This is a genomic window from Anaerotruncus colihominis (genome assembly GCF_010206195.1).
Classification (GTDB): domain Bacteria; phylum Bacillota; class Clostridia; order Oscillospirales; family Ruminococcaceae; genus Anaerotruncus; species Anaerotruncus colihominis_A.
On sequence record NZ_VIQT01000003.1, the window covers coordinates 1 to 17,349 of the forward strand.

The 17,349-nt window shown below is 52.5% G+C and carries 15 protein-coding genes; 9 read left to right on the forward strand and 6 right to left on the reverse strand.

The features are described from left to right. Positions 1-622 (forward strand): CPBP family intramembrane glutamic endopeptidase (locus tag FMM72_RS01030; protein ID WP_162220315.1); only part of this gene is annotated, 622 nt, incomplete at its 5' end. A 90-nt stretch (positions 623-712) separates the two neighbouring features. On the opposite strand, the gene FMM72_RS01035 is transcribed toward FMM72_RS01030, so the two are convergent. Continuing rightward, positions 713-1,747, reverse strand: a complete 1,035-nt coding sequence (locus FMM72_RS01035; RefSeq protein WP_162220316.1) for a helix-turn-helix transcriptional regulator — start codon at positions 1,745-1,747, stop codon at positions 713-715. A 101-nt stretch (positions 1,748-1,848) separates the two neighbouring features. Between FMM72_RS01035 and FMM72_RS01040 the strand changes: the two genes are divergently transcribed. The 5 genes from FMM72_RS01040 (at position 1,849) to FMM72_RS17570 (ending at position 6,218) form a co-directional block, all read left to right on the forward strand. Further along, positions 1,849-2,265, forward strand: coding sequence for a hypothetical protein (locus FMM72_RS01040; RefSeq protein WP_162220317.1), 417 nt, complete (start codon positions 1,849-1,851; stop codon positions 2,263-2,265). 216 nt (positions 2,266-2,481) lie between these two features. Next, a complete protein-coding gene (locus FMM72_RS01045) occupies positions 2,482-3,204 on the forward strand; it encodes a CPBP family intramembrane glutamic endopeptidase (protein ID WP_162220318.1) in 723 nt (240 codons plus the stop codon). Between the two features lie 436 nt (positions 3,205-3,640). After that, on the forward strand, positions 3,641-3,790 hold the full coding sequence (locus tag FMM72_RS16930; protein ID WP_180322862.1) for a hypothetical protein: 150 nt from the start codon (positions 3,641-3,643) through the stop codon (positions 3,788-3,790). Positions 3,791-3,860: 70 nt separating this feature from the next. Beyond that, complete coding sequence (locus tag FMM72_RS01050; RefSeq protein ID WP_347561212.1) at positions 3,861-5,426, forward strand: recombinase family protein; 1,566 nt, start codon at positions 3,861-3,863, stop codon at positions 5,424-5,426. A 42-nt stretch (positions 5,427-5,468) separates the two neighbouring features. Next, positions 5,469-6,218: a manganese catalase family protein gene (locus FMM72_RS17570; RefSeq protein WP_373925760.1), complete on the forward strand. Its 750-nt coding sequence runs from the start codon at positions 5,469-5,471 to the stop codon at positions 6,216-6,218. 75 nt (positions 6,219-6,293) lie between these two features. Here the strand turns inward: FMM72_RS17570 and FMM72_RS01060 are convergent, their stop codons facing one another. The 5 genes from FMM72_RS01060 to FMM72_RS01080 form a co-directional block, all read right to left on the reverse strand. Further along, positions 6,294-7,517: an FprA family A-type flavoprotein gene (locus tag FMM72_RS01060; RefSeq protein WP_160209116.1), complete on the reverse strand. Its 1,224-nt coding sequence runs from the start codon at positions 7,515-7,517 to the stop codon at positions 6,294-6,296. Positions 7,518-7,553: 36 nt separating this feature from the next. Then, positions 7,554-9,464 carry an acyl-CoA dehydrogenase family protein gene (locus FMM72_RS01065; protein WP_162220320.1) on the reverse strand — a complete coding sequence of 637 codons (1,911 nt, stop codon included), beginning with the start codon at positions 9,462-9,464 and terminating at the stop codon, positions 7,554-7,556. A 119-nt stretch (positions 9,465-9,583) separates the two neighbouring features. Beyond that, positions 9,584-10,039 carry an RrF2 family transcriptional regulator gene (locus tag FMM72_RS01070; RefSeq protein ID WP_257431675.1) on the reverse strand — a complete coding sequence of 152 codons (456 nt, stop codon included), beginning with the start codon at positions 10,037-10,039 and terminating at the stop codon, positions 9,584-9,586. 200 nt (positions 10,040-10,239) lie between these two features. Next, positions 10,240-12,114, reverse strand: a complete 1,875-nt coding sequence (locus FMM72_RS01075) for an ATP-binding protein (RefSeq protein ID WP_162220321.1) — start codon at positions 12,112-12,114, stop codon at positions 10,240-10,242. Next, positions 12,111-14,003 carry a hypothetical protein gene (locus tag FMM72_RS01080; protein WP_162220322.1) on the reverse strand — a complete coding sequence of 631 codons (1,893 nt, stop codon included), beginning with the start codon at positions 14,001-14,003 and terminating at the stop codon, positions 12,111-12,113. The genes FMM72_RS01075 and FMM72_RS01080 overlap by 4 nt, the downstream gene beginning before the upstream one ends. Before the next feature lie 224 nt (positions 14,004-14,227). Between FMM72_RS01080 and FMM72_RS01085 the strand changes: the two genes are divergently transcribed. From FMM72_RS01085 to FMM72_RS01095, 3 genes are read left to right on the forward strand one after another with little or no spacing between them, the layout of a single operon-like run. Beyond that, a complete protein-coding gene (locus FMM72_RS01085) occupies positions 14,228-15,130 on the forward strand; it encodes a GNAT family N-acetyltransferase (RefSeq protein WP_162220323.1) in 903 nt (300 codons plus the stop codon). Then, positions 15,123-15,854 (forward strand): hypothetical protein, encoded by a 732-nt coding sequence (locus tag FMM72_RS01090; RefSeq protein ID WP_162220324.1) that lies wholly within the window; start codon positions 15,123-15,125, stop codon positions 15,852-15,854. Before FMM72_RS01085 ends, FMM72_RS01090 begins: the two co-directional genes overlap by 8 nt. A 35-nt stretch (positions 15,855-15,889) precedes the next feature. Further along, on the forward strand, positions 15,890-17,314 hold the full coding sequence (locus tag FMM72_RS01095; protein ID WP_162220325.1) for an eCIS core domain-containing protein: 1,425 nt from the start codon (positions 15,890-15,892) through the stop codon (positions 17,312-17,314). Positions 17,315-17,349 lie beyond the last annotated feature (35 nt).

Genomic DNA, 17,349 nt, shown 5'->3' on the forward strand with positions numbered 1-17,349 from the left:
GTTAGAGGGTTTGGCTTTTGGTTTATTTGTATTTGTGCCTGCGTATTTAGTTGAAATTATGATTTCCATAATGCAAGGTGAATTTGAAAATCTTGAATTGTATGTAAGTTCTTATTCTGTTAACGGTACCATTGGCAACCAGACAGGCTTTCTTTTCTTTGCAATCTGTATTGTTGGAAATATTATCAATGTAATTATGGAAGAAGGCATTTTTAGAGGATTATTTCAAAAAATATTGGAAAAGAAATATTCCTTTATTATATCTTCCATTATTGCCGCAGGTCTGTTTGGATTATGGCATATCATGGCTCCCATCAGAAGTTATTATGACGGAACAATGAGTTATAAAGGTTTTGTTTTAAACTCTATATTACTGGTTGTTACATCAAGTTTAGTAGGCTTCGAATTTGCGCTGATGACAAAATTGACTCGCAGCTTGTATATGGCAATGGGACATCATTTCATAAACAATACGATTGTTAATATTCTCCATGTTGTGTCAAGTACAGGTATCGATAAATTTATGGTTGTAAGGATAAGCATTGCGCAGACTCTATCATTTGTAATTATATTGATTTGTTATATTGTTGCTCAACAAAAAGAACATCCGATAGGCAGCTAAAATAACAAAGAAAGCTCGGGGTAATCAAGGGGCGGCAACCTACAATACTGCCGCCCCTGTAAATTATAAATGTAGTCGAGATAAACGGCTCTACAAGCCGCCATTGACAGTTACCATCTGTTTTACTTTATGGCAGTCAAGATGTGGAAGCCTAAAAATGCTTACCCCCATTAGAAAATTTTTAAATCCGACGCTCCCCCCATACATTCGATAAACCTCACTGGCGATTTCGCGCATTTTATTTCGCATAGCAACAGGCTCTATACACTCGCATTTTGTTCCAAAGCCCAGCAAGTAGTTAATTGCAAGTTCGCTGATTGGCATATGTACCTGTGCAATATAATCGTTTTCATTCTCTCTTGTAAGGCAATCCTCTCCAAAACGAGAAATGATTTTGTCAAGAATATCCCCATGAACACGCAGCTTTATAGGCACAAGAGTATTGTCACTGAAACGCGCTTGTTTCATCTGTTCCGATGGAAATTGACGCAACTCAAAAAACTGTTCGTTAATCGTGATATTCTTCATCCGCAAAATTTTGAATGTACGAAAATCCTGCCTTATGAGACAAAAGCCCTGTAAATACCAGTCCTCACCCTTTAGCAATAAACAATAGGGTTCTATTGTTCGGCTTGTATCAGAATTTTTATTATCTTTATACTCAAACTGTAAAAGGAATTGTTGCTCCATTGCCTTTTGAATCAGTTGAATTCTTTTAAGAACACTTTCGGAGTAAAGCCAAGGAGAAAAATCAATTTTAATTTGATTTGCTTTGAAGTTTAGTTGCTCTTGTTTTTCTGGGGGAACCATCCCCTTGACCTTTGCTAAAGCTGTTGTAATTTCTTTGCTGGGCAGATTGCTTTGAATACTGCCCAACGCCATCAACAGGGCTGTAATTTCATTCATAGAAAACAAGTTTTTTTCGATCTTATAGGATTTTAGGATACTGACACCGTTCCCCGGCCCAGATAGCGCAACAATAGGAATACCTGCTTGATTGATGGAATCTAAATCTCTATAAATTGTGCGTGGAGATACCTCAAACATATTTGCCAATTCCTCGGCTTTGATTTTATCGCGCTCCAACAGTATCATAATAATTGCAATGAGCCTATCAATTTTCATAATTCAAATCCATTCGATTTTTTATTTCAATTATAAATTCTTGACATATAACTGTCAAGAATTTTATGCTATGATGGGCAAAAACAAAAAGGAGCGTAAACATGAAAAAATTTGAAGCACAAGTCAGCTTAATGACAGGAAAAAGCGATAAGGAAATATGGGATATCTGGACAGATATTGCGAATTGGACAAAATGGGATGATTCCACAAAAGTTGAAATCGACGGGGCGTTTCAAGTAGGCAGTACCATTCGCTGTCATACAGAGGGAGATGATGAGCCACGCTGCATGACCATTGTTTCTGTAAAGGAAAATGAGGAGTTTACAGACCAGACGGTTTTACCTTTTGGAAAAATCACGACCTCTCACATCATCAAATCCTTTGAAGGCAATATTCAAGTGACACATAAAATAGTGGCTGAGATGAATGATGATATGGCGGCTATGTTCGGAACGGAAATCTTCCCTCATATACAATCCGGCATTTTTGAGGCATTAAATCGTCTCGTTAACCTATAAAAAATCGGCGTTGGGACACTTGCCGTTCCCAACGCCTTTCTACAATAAGGGGAGAAATCATGGATACACCCGATACCACATAAGACAGCGGCTTGCCGCCATCCTGTTTAAGTTCCGTTTTGATGGATAGAAAGTATAAGAAAACGCTTTCATTTTTGGAAAAATAAATGTATAATAAAACAATGGAAAATCGGAATTTAATGGAGGATGTTTCAGATGGACAAAATAGATACGAAAGGACTTATATTAAGAATTTTTATACCCGCAATCGTTTTAAGTTTGATTTATTTGTTATTGGGAAATTTTTGCAACATACCGCACATACTACTATTTTGTATCTTGGGAACGCTTATATTGGTGCCAATGGAGTTAGGCATGATTTTATCTGCAAGCAAAAGGGAAAATGGAGCGTACTCACTTAAAAGTGCATTTGTTGGGCAAGAAAAATTACCGCTATGGAATATACTAATAATTGCACTTGTTTTCTTTGTAGTGACAGGATTGCTGTCGGTATTTGTTGCACCCTTAGAAAATCAGATTTTTGATAAGATGAGATCCACTTTACTTAGTAATTTACCGATCGGTTTTGATTGGACAAATTATGAATATATAAAATTGTTTTCCAAACCAATACTGATTTTAACCTGCATATATTATGGCATTTTTAATGGGCTAATTGCACCAATAACAGAAGAATTGTTTTTCAGAGGATATTTAACTTCACATTATAAAAAGCAATTCTCACTTCTCCCAATACTTATAGGAGTTTTGTTTTCACTCTATCATTTTTGGTTGCCTTTTAATAATATATTTCGTATATTAGCGTTTGCACCAGTTGCATATGTGGCATATAAGAAAAAGAATTTGTATATAAGTATATGTTTTCATTGTTTATGCAACCTATTCTCGGTAGTTGGTTTTGTAGTGACGGTATTGTGATAAGCTCCGATTTATAAAATCAAAGCCAGCTAAAAACTGAATAACTGCTGTACATGCAGAACGGCGCGCCAAGACAGGAAATCGAGGAAAGGGTTTCCTGTCTTTTTACGCCCGTTTTGGCTATCCCCAGCTTTACAGCAGAAGAAAATAGAGCCGCAAAGCTGGCGCAATCCCAGCCCCGCAAGCCGGTGGAAAACGGCAAAAGCCAGCACAGCGCAGCCCGCCACTTTCTTAGAGCAGGATTCTACATAGCCATACTCCGAGCGTTAGAAGCGTCGCTGGCATTTGGTAAGGCTGCCTTAAATGAGCGGAGATGAAACTCCCCTGACCTTGTCCTAACAAGCGTCCGCAATTGCCATTCATTTGAATGATGTTATAATAGTGGACTTGCCGCTGTTCATATAGTATATTAGCCATTCTTGAAAGGGGGTTAATTATGAAAAACAACAAAAAATCCAAGAGCATTTGTAGTAGTGTTTTTAAAAGCGGCGAAAGCACGACTACCACAAGCCAATTCACACAAAAATGGATTGAGCTTATCAATAAAATTGAAAAGAATAAAGGAATAGCCGCAGTACGGCAATAATAACAAGCCTCCTCTTTTATAGTATAACATAAATGAGGCGGCCTGTTCCTATCTCCAAGGAAATATGAACATGAAAGTAGCTATTTACTGCCGCTTATCCGAAGAAGATAGAAACAAGCAATTTGAAACCGACGACAGCAACAGCATACAGAATCAAAAAACGATGCTGCTGCAATACGCTATGGAACAGGGATGGGAACTTTACAACATTTACAGCGACGACGACTATACCGGGTCAGATCGACGGCGTCCAGAATTTAACCGTTTGCTAAAAGACGCTGAACAGCGCAGATTTGACATTATTTTATGTAAGACGCAATCGCGGTTTACCCGCGAATTGGAGCTTGTCGAAAAGTACATACACGGACTTTTTCCTATTTGGGGTATTCGCTTTATCAGCATTGTTGACAACGCAGATACCGCAAACAAGGGAAATAAAAAATCCCGTCAAATCAACGGGCTTGTCAATGAATGGTACTTAGAGGATATGTCCGAAAATATCCGCAGCGTTTTAACCAACAGACGGAAAAACGGATTTCATATCGGCGCATTTGCTCTATACGGTTATAAGAAAGATCCCGACCAAAAGGGGCATTTAATAATTGACGAGGAAGCCGCCGCCGTTGTCAGAGAGGTTTTTACCTTGTTTTCACAGGGTTATGGAAAGACAGCAATCGCCCGTATGCTCAATGATAGGGGCATACCAAATCCAACAGAATATAAGCGTCTGCGTGGTCTGCGATACCAACAGCCGAAAACGAAAAACAGCACTCTTTGGAAATACTTTTCTATTTCCAATATGTTGGTAAATGAAATCTATATCGGCAATATGGTACAAGGAAGGTATGGCAGCGTTTCCTATAAAACAAAGCAAAATAAGCCGCGCCCCAAAAGCGAATGGTATATTGTTAAGGGGACGCACGAACCAATTATTGACCGCGAGTTATGGAACAGAGTGCAAGCATTAGTCGCAGAGAGGGCAAAACCCTTTGACGCTGGCACAATCGGTTTATTTGCAAGAAAAGCCCGTTGCGCCAACTGCGGCTATACAATGCGCTCATCTAAAACTGCGCCGGGGCGTGGAAGCAAGCACTATTTACAATGCTCAAATCGCCATGCAGCGAAAGACGCTTGTATTGGTTCTTTTATTTCTGTCGATAAATTGGAGAGGCTTGTCATTGATGAGTTAAACCGACTATCGGCTGAATACCTTGATAGGGATGCATTGGAACAAAATATTGAGTTTTGCGGAAATTTGCAAGGGCAAAAAAAACGTCTGCTCTCTGACCTTACCATTTATCAAAAAAAGATTGATGAATATTCAAAGGGTATTCGGGAGCTTTACATGGATAAGGTAAAGGGCTTGATTTCCGAAAGTGATTATGTGGATATGTCAAAAGGCTTTATCACAGAGCGCGACCGTATAGAACGTGTGATTGCTGACGGAAAAAAGCGGTTAGCTGAAATCGAAGAAAAACAAGCGGCGGGCGACAATCGCCGCGAACTGATTGAACAATACACCAACCCGGAACATCTTACCCGCGAAATTGTGGAAACGCTGATTGATTATATATCTGTCGGCAAGCGCATTCCGGGAACAAGGGACGTTCCGATTGAAATTCACTGGAACTTTTAAGGCTTGTTTGAAAACAGCCCCTGATCAAAAAGTTGTTCTTATATGATTGCAGCAGAGCAGAAAGCCCGCAAAACGTATGACAATATCCTGCGTCTTGCGGATGACCCCGATGTACGCGATCCGATCAAATTCCTGCGCGAGCGCGAAATTGTACACTTCCAGCGTTTCGGCGACGCTCTGCGCATCACCCAGGAGAACACGAACGCAAAGAACTTCTATGCGTTTAACCCGAGCTTTGATAAAGCCTGCAACCCGCCCGACAAGCTGTTCTCGCCGCCATGTACTGCGTCTGGAGAGGGGAAAACCGTTGTTAACGCGGCCGAATCGGCCTGTGCGTCCACAGCCTGCCGCGACCGCGCCCCGTCAAATGCCCGCGGCCGGTGCGCAGCCCCCGTCTGCGGACGTACAAACACGGCGCAGGCGAACACCTGCGCACGCGCCGCTGCACCCGCCTGCGGCTGTATGTCAACTGCTGCGGCTGCAAATACATGCGACTGCCCCGCTACAGCAGTTGCGGATAACTGCCAGGCCGAGCCCGCCTGCGGCTGCGCCGCTGCAAAGCCTGCACCTGCCTGCGGCTGCGCCGCTGCAAAGCCTGCGCCCGCCTGCGGCTGCGCCGCTGCAAAACCTGCGCCTGCCTGCGATTGTCCGGATACGGCGCCGGCCGCCGCACCGATTTTCCAATCGTGTGAGCCGGAGCCGATCGGCTTCAAAAACTGCGGCTGCGCTCCAATCGCTGCTCCGTATGTAGTGCCCAAGCGCAGCAAACACAGCGATTGCGGCTGCGGCTGACGGTCCGTGCGCTCAATCACGCAAAAAGAGCCTTTGCAAGCGCAAAGGCTCTTTTTATTTGCTGGTTTATGACACTTATTCCGCCGTATGACCTACTGATTCAAGAAGCGCGTTGGCGAGCGCCTCCAGCTCGACTGCTTTATCAGCGTGCAGCGATGAGGCCATCGAAAGCCGTTCGTTGAGAACAGTCATGTCCTTCATTTCCTCGTCGATGAACTTCTGCATCAAATCGCCCGATTTGCAGGCCCAGGAACCATTTTCGATCAGGGCGAAGGTCCTGTTTTGCAGGTTCAGCGCCTTCATATCAATCAGGAAGTTGTGCATAACCGGATAAATGCCCAGATTATACGTCACAGAAGCAAGCACGATGTGACTGTACTTAAACGCCTCGGAGATCAGGGTGGAGACATGCGTATTGGAGACATCGTAAAGGGCCACCTTGGTCAAACCTTTGTCGCACAGCCGTGCGGCCAGAGCCTGCGCAGCGTCCTGAGTGTTTCCATACATGGAGGCGTATGCGATCATAACGCCCTGCTCCTCCGGCGCGTAGCGGCTCCAGTGGTCGTATTTATCGATCAGATAAGTCAGATTATTGCGCCAGACCGGACCATGCAGGGGGCAGAACACCTTGATCTTGTCCAGGATGCCGCCGGCTTTTTTCAAAAGCAATTGGACATGCGGCCCGTACTTTCCAACAATATTGGTAAAATAGCGGCGGGCGTCGTCGAGCCAGTCGCGGTCAAAATCGACCTCGTCGTTAAAAAGCTTTCCATCGAGCGCGCCGAACGAACCGAACGCATCAGCGGAAAAGAGGACGCCGTTTGTCAGATCAAACGTCACCATCGCCTCGGGCCAATGCACCATCGGCGCAGCCACAAAGGTGACGGTATGCTTACCAAAGCACTGCGTATCGCCTTCCTTGACCTCAATCAGCTCATGGTCGTCGATCCTGAAACCAAACTGCCGCATCAGCATAAACGCCTTCTCCGTGCTGATCACCTTGACCTTTGGCCAGCGAAGCAGGATTTCCTCGATGGACGCGCCGTGGTCCGGCTCCATATGGTTGATCAGCAGATAATCGAGCGGGCGGCCGTCGAGCAGGTGCTCGACATTTTCAAGGAGCTGCCGGCAGGCCGACCAATCGACGGTGTCAAAAAGCACGGTGCTTTCATCGAGCAGGAGATAGGCGTTATATGAAACGCCGCGCGGGATGGGATGAATATTTTCAAACAGATGGAGCCGGTGGTCGTTTGCTCCGACCCAGTAAAGATCCTCTGTCACATTACGGACGCAATACATAATTGATTCCTCCTTATGATGGCGGCGCACAGATTCTTACGCCTCGATAAACTGCTCCTTACCTTCCGCGCATTCCGGACAGACCCAATCCTCCGGCAGCTTTTCAAAGAGTGTTCCCGGCGCGGCGTCGCTGTCCGGGTCGCCAAATTCCGGATTGTATTCGTAGCCGCAGCCGCCGCAGACATATGTTTTGCCAATAGGGGCCGGCTTAGGCGGAGTCGGACGCTTCATCTTAACCATCGGGGGCGCGGGCTGTTTCTCGCCCCGGTCAAGCGCGGCCGTCAGCAGCGGCAGAATTTCCGTCAGATCGCCGACGATCCCGTAGTCGCAGTTTTTAAAGATCGGTGCATTGGCGTTTTTATTGATCGCCACAATTGTCGAAGCGTCCTTAATTCCCTTGAGGTGCTGTGTGGCGCCTGAGATACCGCAGGCTATGTAAAGGTTCCCTGTAAATTTCTGGCCGGACATTCCGACATAACGGCCAAGCGGAACGTACTTGAGCGTCTCCGCGACCGGACGGGACGAACCGATTGCCGCGCCCGCCTGGGCGGCCAGCGCCTCTATCAGCTTCATGTTCTTCTTGTCGCCGATGCCTTTGCCCGCCGAAACGACGCGTTCCGCCTGAGCGATAGGAGTATCGAGCGGGATACCGACCGTGAAATCGTGGCCGTCCTTTTCGAGCGCTGCGACAAGCGCCGCAACCCGGTCGGAGGCGTCGCCCTCCTTAAAGATCATCGTCTTGCGCAGACCCGTGACCGGCGCGGGCTTTTTACGCAGCTTGCCGCCATCGGAGGACTCCTTCGGAGGCTTTCCAAGCAGGTGCGATGCGATGACCACGCGCTGAATTTCGTTGGTGCCCTCATAAATGGTGGTGATCTTAGCGTCGCGATAGGCGCGTTCGACCTCCATACCCTTGAGATAGCCGCTGCCGCCGAAAATCTGCAGCGCGTCGTTTGTAACCTCCAGCGCGATATCGGAGGCGTACATTTTGGCCATCGCCGATTCCATACCATAGGGGACATGGTGTTCCTTCAGCTCGGCCGAGCTGTAGATGAGCATACGCGCGCAGCGCAGCTTGGTGGCCATGTCGGCGATCTTAAAGGAAAGCGCCTGCTGGAAAGCGATCGGCTTGCCAAACTGGATGCGCTCCTTGGCATATTCGACCGCGTGCTCAAACGCGCCCTGCGCGATGCCGAGCGCCTGGGCCGCAATACCGATGCGTCCGCCGTCGAGCGTCGCCATCGCAATTTTAAAGCCGTCCCCTTCCTTGCCGAGCAGGTTTTCCTTGGGGACCTTGACATCGTTGAAGATCAGCTCCGCGGTACTGGAGGAGCGGATACCCATCTTGTCGTAGTGATCGCCGAAGGTGAAGCCCTCCCAGCCCTTTTCCACAATAAAGGCCGAGATTCCGCGCGTGCCGATATCCGGCGTTGTCACGGCAAAAACGACATAGATATCCGACTTGGGCGCGTTGGTAATAAAGATCTTGCTGCCGTTGAGCAGATAATAATCGCCCTTGAGCACCGCGGTCGTCTCGGTGCCGCCCGCGTCCGAGCCGGCGTTCTGCTCCGTCAGGCCAAACGACCCGAGCTTTTCGCCGCGCGCCAGCGGGACAAGATACTTCTGCTTCTGCTCCTCCGTTCCAAAGGCGAAAATCGGCCAGGAGCCGAGCGAAACATGTGCGGAGAGGATGACGCCCGTACCGCCGTCGACACGGGAAAGCTCCTCAACCGCGATGGCGTAGCTTAAGACGTCAAGCCCCGCGCCGCCGTACTCCTTGGGATATGGGATGCCCATCAGCCCCATTTCGCCAAAGTGCTTGATCTGCTCGTCGGGAAACTCATTGTTCTGGTCCATGACAAAGGCAATCGGTTTGATTTCGTTTTCCGCAAACTCCCTTACCTTTGCACGCAGCGCCTCGTGCGCCTGGGTGGTTTGAAACAACATAGGGTCGGCCTCCTTTATCTTGCGCAATTTCGTGCTTTGATCATGTGGATATAAACAGCCCGTCACATACAGGACAATTTTCATCCACTTTTCGGCTGAAAAACAATCCCGGCGCCGGATCAATCCAGACCGCTGGAGAGAATGGACGCCAGACTGTGCGACTGCAATTCACGGTCTATCGCCTGCTGGATCGATTCAAGCTTCATATGGATACCGCATTTGCCGCCGTAGCGTTCCCGCCAAGGGCATTGATATCCCAGCGCCATACAAGCATTGACAAATTCAACGGAATCCATGGCGGACAAAAGATCGTAGAGTGTCTTTTCTTTCAGATCGACCACCAGACGGCATCCTCCGTCAGCGCCTCTGGTGATTAAAACGAAGCCCGCCTTTGACAGCTTACGCATAATTTTATATGCGAACGGCTGCGGGATCAATTCCCGCTGACAGAGCTGCGCCGCGCTTACCTGTTCCCCCTCGGACAACGCCCGTAAAATGCGCAGCGCATAATCAATCTCCCGCGTGATCAGCAGGTTCCATCCCTCCTTTTGGATACAATCTCTTGATAGCTTCACTCTACCATTCTAGATAGAAAATGTCAAGAATCCAGAGACAATCCTTACTACTTTTGGAGAATTATCTAGGAAAACCATGGAAATCTTGTGCAGAAAAGCATCTCTATAGCATAGGGCTTGAAAAAATATGGTCGAACCTACCAAAAACGACGGGGTCGCCTTGAGGGCGGCTCCATCGCCGCCGCAGAGTCGCCTGTGGCTCAGTTTATGGTTGCACAAACGGGCAATGCGACGCTGTGCGTAAAATAGCCGTCCTCCAGATAAGCTGTCTGTATCCCTCCATACTTCTCCACAATCTCCGTGACGACCGTCAATCCATGCCCATGCAGTACCACATCCCGCTTCGCGGTCCTTCCCGGCAAATCCCCATGGACCGTATTGCGGATAATCACAGAAAAGCTTCCATTGGCGCACTGAACGCCCACCCAGATCACACGAGCCATCCCCTCCGGCATCCGTTCACATGCTTCCACCGCGTTATCCAACAGATTGGCCAGCAGGCTGCACAGATCAACATCCTCATACGGCAGTTCGGACGGCACACAGGCCACCTCCTGCCGTACATCGATATTGAGCGCGCGTGCCCGCGCCAGCTTAACCGTTAAAATGGCATTGAGCAGCCGGTGCGGCGCATAGACCTGCAAAACGTCCGCCGTTTCGCCGCAGAGCCGTTCCAAAAGACGGGCCAGCTTCTCTGTTTCGCCCTGTGTCTGATAAAACCGCAGCAGCCCATAATTTTGCTGCACCTCATGGTTTCTGCGCGCCGTTGTCTCCAGATATTGGGCCAACAGATCCGCCTCCTCCTTCTGGACTGCCAACGCCGACTGCGCAGCCAGGCCCTCCCGCCAGACGCGGAGATTCTCCCCGATTAAAATCCCGGCAATGACAAAAATCAGCGCCAGTCCGCCCCATTCCAGGGGCCAGCCGGTGACAGCCGGCTCATAAAGCGGCGCGGCCGCACGCGCCAGCAGCGCACACCCAAACACACCTGTCCCACAGAGCAGGGCGCGCGCCCGCTGATTTCCCCGCCATGCGGCCGCTATACACAAAACAATCAAATAAACGGCCGCTGTCCACTGATAGAGATGCAGAAGCGCACTGTAAAGGCGCATGGCCGCCGTATCCCAAGCGCCGGGCAGCAGCGGGAAGCCTATCACCAGCGTACACACCGCCATCCCGGCTGAAAAAGCAGCGGTACGTATATGCAGCGGCGCTTTGCAGAGCTGTCCGGCGACCACTGTGAGCGCGAACAGCATCCCATACAGGCTCAATTTTTCAAAGAGATACCACCAGACACCAGTGATCCCCACCGCATGCGCCACAGGGTATCCGGCATAACCGAAATAACACAGGCAGAGCAGTGCAAATCCGGCCGAACCCGCCCGTCTGCCCTGGCGCAGCCCAAGCAGCAGACAGGCGGCGCCCACAAGCAGCGCGGCGGCGACGGCGGCGCTGTGCAGCGCCAGGCGCAGGGATCGCAGCAAGCCGACAGCTTTTGGCGTTCCAAAGGCAGGCGGATAGATCAACCCGCTGTAAAAGCTGTCAAAATTACTGACCGCAATGACAAGTTCAATCGCGCCTTTTGCCCGGATCGCCACCGGCGCGTCCGCAATAGCGGGGCTGTACCGCTCCGGGTCCGGCTCGCCTGACGAGTAGTACGCTTCTCCGTTTACCCACAGGCGGCAGGCGGAATATGCCTCCGGCATTTCAAGCAGCCAGTCGTTCCCGCCTTCCGTCAGAATGGTCAAACGGTAGGTCGCGCTGCCGCGCGGATCGGCCGCAGGATCGTCCAGTTCATATCCGCCGTACTGTCCGAGATAAAGCACCCGGTCGGGCGACAGACCGTCCAGTTCGTCCGGTGTGTGGTAGCCGCGGTAAAATTCCCACCCGTCGGCCAGGAAAAACAGTGGATACCGCTGCCGGTCGCCCGGCTTCATCCAAAGCACCCCTTGGCGGCCGCGCGGGCCGGGCCAGTTGTATTTATTATCGTACCGGCAGAGAAGCAAAAATCCGGTGAGGCTGCATGCCAGCAGCCCACAAAACAGCACGATGAATAAAACGCGTTGTTTTTTCAAGGCTTTTGCCGCCTCCTTCGCCGGCAAATCCAGCGGTAAAATACACCGCCCACCGCCGCTGCGGTGCAGACCAGTATGGCGATCGGCAATATGGGTTTTAAGCCGCCGCCTGATTCCCATTCCCCTACACTGTCTTGAGACGGCAGGGTTTTTAAAGCCTCCAAGCCGCTTTGTACCTGTGGATGGGAGGAGACGGACGCGTCCGCGCCAGACTCGTTGGGTTGCAGCCCTCCGGGCTTTGCCGGAGGGCTGCAAGCCGGATCACGCCCGTGATCCGGCTTTGCTGATGCAGACTGTGGCGCTTGCGCCTGGCCAGCAAGCTCTGCCGCGGGAAGCGCTTGTGAAGCCGCAGGCGCTCTGTCAGCCGATTCAGTCAGACGTATGCCGTTCAAATCTGAACCGTCGGCCCCACTGTCCTCCGATGGACGCGCGGGGCGGTCGCCCCGGCGGCTGTCGTCACGGTCGCCGCTGAGCGGCCTGCTTTGCGGCAGGCCATTTTCTCCGACCGAGACCTCCATCAGGTTTGTCCGCATGATCCGGCCGCCCATATCCACATCCACCTGAAACCAATAAGTTTTCCCGTTTTCCAATCGCCGGTCCAATTCGATGACACCGTTGTTCGCAATGGGCGACCACTCTCCCCAAGCTGTCCAGGTTTCGCCTCTGTCCTCAGAGCAGTAGACCTGCCCTTTCCATCCCCTTGGTACGGAACCATACAGTTCAAGCACATCCTGATTTGTATTGGCATAATGACAAGCGTGCCACAGATACGGCCGCCCCTCCTCCATCACCGTCAGGGTGATCTCCTCCTCCGGGCAGGCGAGCGGAACCCCCTCAAAAGGGGGCCGCGCTGCCGCTGCGACCTGATAAATACCGGGCTGTGTGATATCCTGGCCGCCGCTCCGCCAATCCACATGCAGGTCGGCATACGTATCGGGGACGTCCCCCCCTCCCTGCGCCGCCAATTCATAAGTCATGGTTTCCAGCAGAATCGGGTCTTCTCCATATGCGGGACGGAACAGCGGGAAATTGAGCGCGCTCCGATACAGGCGGGCGGTGCGCCTGATGATCCGGGCGTTTTCCGGAACTGGCGAGAGGGCGCTCGCGTCAGCCGTCAGCGTCCCGCCCGCCGTGACCGCCCCCGCCGTCACTGAAAGATACAGCCGGACATCGCCTGCGGCTTCAATCGCCTTTGCGCCGTCTTCCGTCCGGATATCGACCCTCTTAAGGAACAGATCGCCGCCGGACCGGACCGCCACCGCATCCGCCCCTCTTGCAATCACGGCGCCGTAACCCGCCGAAAACCCCGCCTGATCAGGATTTTCGCGCGAATCCCCCTCCAATTCCACGGCGCAGCCATCCGTCGTCTCCAACGTTACATCCATATTGAGCTTGAGCAGCCCGCCTGTCTGGATGGTAAACATTGGCGCGCCGCCGTCTCCGATAAACCGGTAGTTTCCAATGACAAGAAGCATCTTCCCTTTTGGGACAAGAATATTGCGGCCGCCCATATGCAGTGTTTTGCCCCTGTTCCCGGCTGCTGGGAACCCGCCTCCGGGCCAGACCACGTCGCCGGTCAGCGTATATTCCGGTTCATCGCTTTCCAGCCAGCCGAGCAGTCCCGCGAGCGCCCCGGCGTCGCCCTGCGGCATGTCGCCTGTGGGCGGCGGCTTTTGAATTCCTCCCAGATTCGTGGGGGGAAGGTTATCCGCCCCCGAATCCAGCACTGCCGCGGGGCCGGGCGCCGCCATGCCGGCCGCAGAGGACGTTTCTTTTGCAGCGGTCCGTTCCTGCGCCTGTACCGGCGCCAATATAGAAAGGATCAACAGAAATGCCGGCAGCAGAGCAGCCACCCTGCGTATGCGGCAATTTTTTATGGATTGATTCAAGGATATCTCCCCTTCAATGATTTTCAGGAGCAGGCAACCCCAATCAAGCGTTGCGATAAACAGCGAAAAAATCGTCGAACATACATCGGCGCCGCCTGGATCTCATTATAACGTGTTGGAAAGGGAACGGCCACTCTTACCAAAAAATTCTCTTTTGGCAAGGGGATTTTTTCCACGCTCGCTCGTATATATAACAAATTCTCTCATGAGCCAGGAGGCGTCCTATGTATCTGCTCCGTTTGTCGCAGCCGCAGCTGTCCGCATTTCTTCCATATATTCCATCCTATCTGCATCCATTTTTACTCACCGGGGAATGCCGGACAATCGGATGTGTTACGCGGGACGGGCTGCTCTGTGCGGCCGCTGTCGTAGAGCCGCCTTTTCCCAGTGAGGAGGACTGGCGTCTGAGCTGGTTTTTTGTTGACGGGCAGGCGCGCGGACAGGGTGCAGGTTCTCTCCTGCTGGCAGGCGCGCAGAAGCTTGCCGCCGAGGGCGGAGCCAAAACGCTGCGTATCCGCTTCACCCTGCCCTTTGCGCAGTCGGATGCCTTTGAGGACTTTTTACATCGACGCGGCTTTTACACCATTGGCATGACGGCTGTCACCTACCGTTCCACAGTCGGGGAGGTGCGCCGTTCCGCCTATTTGCCTCGTCTGGAGCGGATGGCGGGAAATGGGCTGCAGATTCTTCCACTGGCTGCTCTGACTGATGCGCAGGCCGGTCTGATTGATGAAGCGATGAATACATTAAACAATCCCCTGAGCGGCCTTCTCTTGGATGAAGCTACCCTCCTGGACGTTTCTGTGGCCGCTTTCCATGGCGAAACGCTCGCCGGCTGCCTGCTGATGCGGGAGGAAGGCGGCGAGCTTGAGCTTTCCGACTGTATAACAGTCAGGCGCGATCTCGGCGTGATGGCGGCGATGGCAAGCCGCGCCCTCACGCTTGCCCTGCCCGGTTTTCCGGAGGAGCAGCCGATGCGCATCACCGCGATCAACTCCACCTCCGAAGGTCTGGTCAGACACTTTATCTCCAGCATTTCAACCGCTATGGAGCGTGAAAAAACAATGCTCTGTCATTTTCCCAAAACGGCAGAAATACTTCCCCAGGAGGCGAGCCAGTATGTATGAGTCCGAACGGCGGCGCACAGCGCCGTTTTCTTCCCCACATGTACAACAACCATTGGCAGGACGGGCCATGTCCGCGCGTATGGCCCGGACAGATGCCGTCCAGCGACCGGTCGAACCACCCAACCCGCCGATTGTTGAAAGCGCGCAGCCTGTTCTCCCGCTTGGCGGCGCGCCGGTCCAGGCCCGAATCTCCCCTGGCTCCAAGCCGGAGCGCATCGCGCGCCGCCGGGCACAGCGCGATGCGCAGCCGGCTGTACCGGACGGCGAAGCGATTGCCGCTATGGAGTATGAAGTGAATCACCCGATCACCCCGCCGCCCGAACCCACTTTCGGCGAGAATGAAAACAATCCGCCGCCCGAGGCCGCCCTTGGCGAACTCGACAACAATCCGACGCCTGCACTGGAGGCGGCGGAGCCCGCCGCGCGTCGGCCCGGCTTCTGGGACCGGGAATATGCGGAAGGCTCGGTGCTCGGCGGTATCCAGTCTTTCCGCAACCGTTACCTTTCCTTAGAAGGGGCGGCACGGGAGGATTACCGCGACGATATCGCCCACTTTATCGGCCGCGTTCCCACCCGTGACGAAGTGCAGGACAACCGCGCACGTGGCGTCACAGGATTTAACGCGCAGCGCCATCCGCTTTTGCGGCGTATGGGCGCGCGGGCGCTGCGTTCAAACGCCGCGACACGCCTTTTTAGCAGCCGTTGGTTTACAGGGGCGCACTGACAATATCCAAATATCCTTGAAGGGAGCCGTACAGAATGCAAAGCTATGTACAACGCGCTAAAAAACAAGCTGCGTCTCCGGACATTGTCCAGGCCGTCCGTTCTTCAGGCAGGCCCCGCGCCATCCCCCGGCCTGTCCGCGAAAAAATGGGCGCTTCGCTCGGCATGGATTTTTCCTCTGTAAAGATCTATGAAAGCCCGCTGGTCGGCCAACAAGGGGCGCAGGCCGCCGCGATGGGCAATGAAATCGCGTTCGCGCCCGGTAAGTTCAATATGGGTTCCTTTTCCGGCCAGGCGCTGCTTGGCCACGAGCTGGCGCATATCGGCCAGCAATCGCGCGGCGAGGTTTCGGGTAGCGGCCTTGTCCAGAACAGCGCCTTCGAGCGTCAGGCCGACGCGCAGGGCGTGATGGCCGCGCGCGGCGAAACCGCTATCCCCCAGGCGTCGGGCGCTCAGATTGCGCCGATGAGCGCCGCGCCGCTGGCAGGAGCCGCACTCCAGGCCAGCGCAACCGAGGAGTCCAAAAAGGAACGCAAGGCCCGTGAACGGCAAATCGGCGCATGGAAAAAAGATATGACGGCGCGGTTCGCACAACAGAAAGACTATTGGGTGGGCCGCGCTAAAGCCGATCCCGAAGATTCAATCGCCGGTTTCCGCGCAGGTTCATTCACCAACAGCGGTACCGATACCGCCGGGGCCAGAGTCGACGCGATAGCAAAGGCAGATCAGATGGGGCAAGCGATCAAGCAGCGCACCGACGCTTTTAAGGGGACGCATTCCCAATATGATATTGGCAGTACCACAAACCGCGATATGGTGCGTTTTCTGACCTCCCATGACCAGCGCAGCCAGGCGATCGCCAATGGCGACGCAACGCTGGGCGCCAGCGACGACGCGCTTTCGTCCGCTCTGGACGCAGAGCATGCTGTGAAAGGGGCAATGCGTGAGCAGGGCCGCGCGGCGCGCCAGGGGGACTCCGGCGCGGCGAACGGCTATGGGCAGCAGGCTGCGCAGGCGGGCTTACCGTTGGTTGGCATGGTCGGCCGGTCCGTAGCCGATCTTCAAGCGGAAATGGGCCAGTTTGAGGATGTGCACAACAAGCGTATCCTTTCCACCGACGACGCCGCCATGCGCTATGAGCAAACAGCGGAGCTTTATAAAAAAGCGCAGATCACCCGGGACATAGCCAGTATGCTGTTAAAGGCCGGTACCTCGCAGAATTTGCCCGAAGCGCAAGCCGCGCAGCTTCAGGAGCAGTACAACTACGCATCCGATATCTGCGAATATGTAAAGGGCCTGATGGCGTATTCTTCCAGAGGCGAGCGGGGCAAAAAGGATCCGGGCGACCGGGCGGCATTTCTTGACGTCCAAAACAGTTTTGGCGGAAAAGGGAACGAAAATTACGCCAATTTCATGGCGGGACAGGCGGAAATACGCCGCCGCCGCGCCGCCGGCAATTGACTGGCCCATACGGTATAAAGAGCCGCCCATACGGA

Excerpts from the sequence above, each read along its gene's own strand:
- FMM72_RS01035 (WP_162220316.1), bottom strand. The coding sequence starts at position 1,747 with ATGAAAATTGATAGGCTCATTGCAATTATTATGATACTGTTGGAGCGC.
- FMM72_RS01040 (WP_162220317.1), top strand. The coding sequence starts at position 1,849 with ATGAAAAAATTTGAAGCACAAGTCAGCTTAATGACAGGAAAAAGCGAT.
- FMM72_RS01045 (WP_162220318.1), top strand. The coding sequence starts at position 2,482 with ATGGACAAAATAGATACGAAAGGACTTATATTAAGAATTTTTATACCC.
- FMM72_RS16930 (WP_180322862.1), top strand. The coding sequence starts at position 3,641 with ATGAAAAACAACAAAAAATCCAAGAGCATTTGTAGTAGTGTTTTTAAA.
- FMM72_RS01050 (WP_347561212.1), top strand. The coding sequence starts at position 3,861 with ATGAAAGTAGCTATTTACTGCCGCTTATCCGAAGAAGATAGAAACAAG.
- FMM72_RS17570 (WP_373925760.1), top strand. The coding sequence starts at position 5,469 with ATGATTGCAGCAGAGCAGAAAGCCCGCAAAACGTATGACAATATCCTG.
- FMM72_RS01060 (WP_160209116.1), bottom strand. The coding sequence starts at position 7,517 with ATGTATTGCGTCCGTAATGTGACAGAGGATCTTTACTGGGTCGGAGCA.
- FMM72_RS01065 (WP_162220320.1), bottom strand. The coding sequence starts at position 9,464 with ATGTTGTTTCAAACCACCCAGGCGCACGAGGCGCTGCGTGCAAAGGTA.
- FMM72_RS01085 (WP_162220323.1), top strand. The coding sequence starts at position 14,228 with ATGTATCTGCTCCGTTTGTCGCAGCCGCAGCTGTCCGCATTTCTTCCA.
- FMM72_RS01090 (WP_162220324.1), top strand. The coding sequence starts at position 15,123 with ATGTATGAGTCCGAACGGCGGCGCACAGCGCCGTTTTCTTCCCCACAT.
- FMM72_RS01095 (WP_162220325.1), top strand. The coding sequence starts at position 15,890 with ATGCAAAGCTATGTACAACGCGCTAAAAAACAAGCTGCGTCTCCGGAC.